We start from the raw sequence: 2834 nt of genomic DNA, 5'->3' as shown, positions 1-2834 counted from the left end.
GTAGTCTCAGGTTGGACTCGTTTCATAGTTTATAGTTTATTGGTCCTGTCGCTACTCTCTCTATTAGCAAGCAGTCTGGCTGTTTCACTCTTTAGCCTTCCTTTATTAGGTTTTCTTTTGATGGCAGCAATACTAGAAATTGCTTATTTCGTTAGATTGGTAATTGCATTTGGTTTGGTTTTACTATCTCTAACCCTATACTTGGATAGCCAAAAAAGTCAGCAACCTATATCGTTTTCGTATCAACTCCTGCTCTTTGGATTTCACATCTTTTTGATTATTCTCATGCTTTAACAATGAAAACTCCACCTTCAGGATGAAAGTGGAGTTGATTTTTTATTTCTTCAAGGTTTGTAAACGTGGGACAATTGCTACTGTGAGAACTGCAGAGATGACAAGCTCAGCAATTGAGTTGGTTGAAATAACAGTTGCAAGGAGTTTCTGGATATTTCCATCGAAGACACTTCCAAAAAGGAAGAAGATTCCCCCAAGTACAAATACTGTATTTGTAAGTGAACCGAGAGCTCCGGCAATGATGAGACCCGTTCTATTTTTCAATAATTTATAAACTAGATAAGGTGTCAGACCAATCAAAATACGAGGTAGGATGGCAATCATTGCTGAATAGATGTTTCCGTTTGGTACAAAAGGTGAGAATAGGTAGCTGGTTGGAAGGATTGTAATCGTGTTAACCGTCAAGCTAAGTAGTCCCATCAAGAAACCGAGTGTAACACCAACTCGTGGGCCGTAAATAATACTTGCAATAATAACAGGAATATGCACGATAGTTGGTTTAATTGGGAATGGGAATAGATTAAATAAGAGTGAGCTCAGAAAGTGAATGACCAACATGGTCGCAAAAAAGATAGCAATCGGAGCAATATTAGAGCGTTTTTTCATTGAGTGTTTCCTTTATTCTTTCTAAAATAATATCCAGGTCTGCTAAAGCTCCCCTTCCGTAGTCTCCACAAGCAAGTAAGGATTCTTTCGGAGAGATAAGCTTGTAACCATATGTTTCTAAAGTTTTAAGGTTTGTTTGAGTTGCCGGATGATCATACATCTTTGTATTCATGGCTGGCGCCAAGAGTTTAGGGATGTTTTGGGGTAAAGCTAATGCTGTACTAGTCACCATGTTATCCGCAAAACCGTGCGCAAGTTTAGCAATGGTATTAGCAGTAGCAGGGACAACAATAAAAAGGTCAGCTTTTTTTCCTAGTTCGATATGATTGACTTGCTCAGGAGCGGGTTCCTGCATGACATCAAGGTGGACAGGATTTTGAGAGAGGACCTGTAGTGTCAACGGTTGGATAAACTCTCTAGCTGCCTCAGTCATTAAGACAGTGACCTGATGGCCTTGTTTTTTCAAGGAACTGACTAGATCAGCTGCTTTATAGGAGGCAATGGAACCTGTCACTGCGATGAGAATATTTGCCATGGCTTTCCTTTCTATGAATCGTATGCTTGAATTTTTTCAAGTAGAAGACTTGCAATTTCCTCTTTGGTTTGAACGGTTTGGAGTTGCTCTTTTTCAACAAAGATTGCTTGATGCTGATTTGCTGAAATTTGAGTCAGGTCATTTGCAATGATTAAGTCTGCTTGGTTCTTGACAAGACTCTGTCTAGCAACTTCAATAAGATGATCCTCAGTAACATCAACCAATAGTTTGAACCCAATCAGATGAATAGCCGGATTCCATTTCTTGACTAGAGAGATGATTTTGGGTGTTTTTTTCAGGAATAAGACCTGAACCTCATCAGTTGAAGAAATCTTAGTTTGATGATTCTGCTTGTTTAAGAATTCTTCCAAATTGGAGCTAGCCTCAACTTCCTCAAGTCCCGTCATATAAACAGGAGTGTAGTCAGACACAGCCATTGAGTGGATTAAGACCTGATATTCCTTAACAAGTTCTTGCATCACAACTAGAAGGTCGTTGGTATTATCAATTTCTCGAATGCTTAGGTTGGGATGAGCTTCTGGCTTCAGAGCTCGTTTTGTCGTTATCAAAAAAACTTCATGCCCCGCAGCAAGCAAGGTTTCTGTGATGATTTTCCCCAAGCGACCTGTAGAATGGTTAGTAATAGAGCGGACACTATCGATAGCTTCACTCGTACCGCCCGATGTGACTAAAATTTTCATAGCACTATTGTACACAAAAATAAACAGTAAGTAAAATGAAAGCGATAAATTTTTGGTAAAAGCGAAGATTAACTATAGTTTCAAACTATAAAGCCATATAAAATTTTTCAAAGGGCCCTAAAAATCTTGAAATTCAGGATATTTACGAACGTTTAGAGAGTTTTAGAATGTGAAAAATCTTGTTTTGTGTTATAATGAATTATCACATTAGAGGTTAGAGGAGTTTTGAATGAAAACAGATATTGAAATCGCGCAGAGTATTGAGTTAAAACCAATCGTTGATGTTGTTGAGAAACTGGGTATTTCTTACGATGATTTGGAATTGTATGGAAAGTACAAGGCTAAACTCAGCTTTGATAAAATTCGTGCAGTTGAGAGCAATCCAGTTGGGAAATTGATCTTGGTTACTGCCATCAACCCAACACCTGCTGGTGAGGGGAAATCAACCATTACCATTGGTCTTGCGGATGCCTTGAACAAGATTGGTAAGAAAACCATGATTGCTATTCGCGAACCGTCTCTTGGCCCAGTAATGGGGATCAAGGGTGGTGCAGCCGGTGGTGGTTATGCCCAAGTGTTGCCAATGGAAGACATCAACCTTCACTTTACCGGGGATATGCATGCCATTACAACTGCTAACAACGCTCTTTCTGCCTTGATTGACAACCACTTACACCAAGGAAATGAGCTGGGAATCG

Annotated in this window: 5 protein-coding genes; 2 read left to right on the top strand and 3 right to left on the bottom strand. The window is 39.4% G+C overall.

The genetic code is table 11. From position 1 onward, the window contains the following. On the top strand, positions 1-294 hold a 294-nt coding region (locus GMD4S_RS13845; protein ID WP_000326077.1), incomplete at its 5' end, for a hypothetical protein. A 42-nt stretch (positions 295-336) separates the two neighbouring features. On the opposite strand, the gene GMD4S_RS11735 is transcribed toward GMD4S_RS13845, so the two are convergent. From GMD4S_RS11735 to coaB, 3 genes are read right to left on the bottom strand one after another with little or no spacing between them, the layout of a single operon-like run. Continuing rightward, positions 337-900 (bottom strand): ECF transporter S component, encoded by a 564-nt coding sequence (locus GMD4S_RS11735; protein WP_000747416.1) that lies wholly within the window; start codon positions 898-900, stop codon positions 337-339. Next, positions 884-1435 carry a phosphopantothenoylcysteine decarboxylase gene (gene coaC / locus GMD4S_RS11730; protein ID WP_001274054.1) on the bottom strand — a complete coding sequence of 184 codons (552 nt, stop codon included), beginning with the start codon at positions 1433-1435 and terminating at the stop codon, positions 884-886. Before coaC ends, GMD4S_RS11735 begins: the two co-directional genes overlap by 17 nt. A gap of 11 nt (positions 1436-1446) precedes the next feature. Beyond that, a complete protein-coding gene (gene coaB, locus GMD4S_RS11725; RefSeq protein ID WP_000699526.1) occupies positions 1447-2136 on the bottom strand; it encodes a phosphopantothenate--cysteine ligase in 690 nt (229 codons plus the stop codon). A 229-nt stretch (positions 2137-2365) separates the two neighbouring features. Between coaB and GMD4S_RS11720 the strand changes: the two genes are divergently transcribed. Continuing rightward, the coding region (locus GMD4S_RS11720; RefSeq protein ID WP_000845247.1) for a formate--tetrahydrofolate ligase at positions 2366-2834 on the top strand (469 nt) is incomplete at its 3' end.

This window comes from Streptococcus sp. GMD4S (assembly GCF_000296955.1).
Note: the sequence above shows the minus strand (reverse complement) of the source record. Positions and strands in the feature narration are given on the sequence as shown.

Excerpts from the sequence above, each read along its gene's own strand:
- GMD4S_RS11735 (WP_000747416.1), bottom strand. The coding sequence starts at position 900 with ATGAAAAAACGCTCTAATATTGCTCCGATTGCTATCTTTTTTGCGACC.
- coaC (WP_001274054.1), bottom strand. The coding sequence starts at position 1,435 with ATGGCAAATATTCTCATCGCAGTGACAGGTTCCATTGCCTCCTATAAA.
- coaB (WP_000699526.1), bottom strand. The coding sequence starts at position 2,136 with ATGAAAATTTTAGTCACATCGGGCGGTACGAGTGAAGCTATCGATAGT.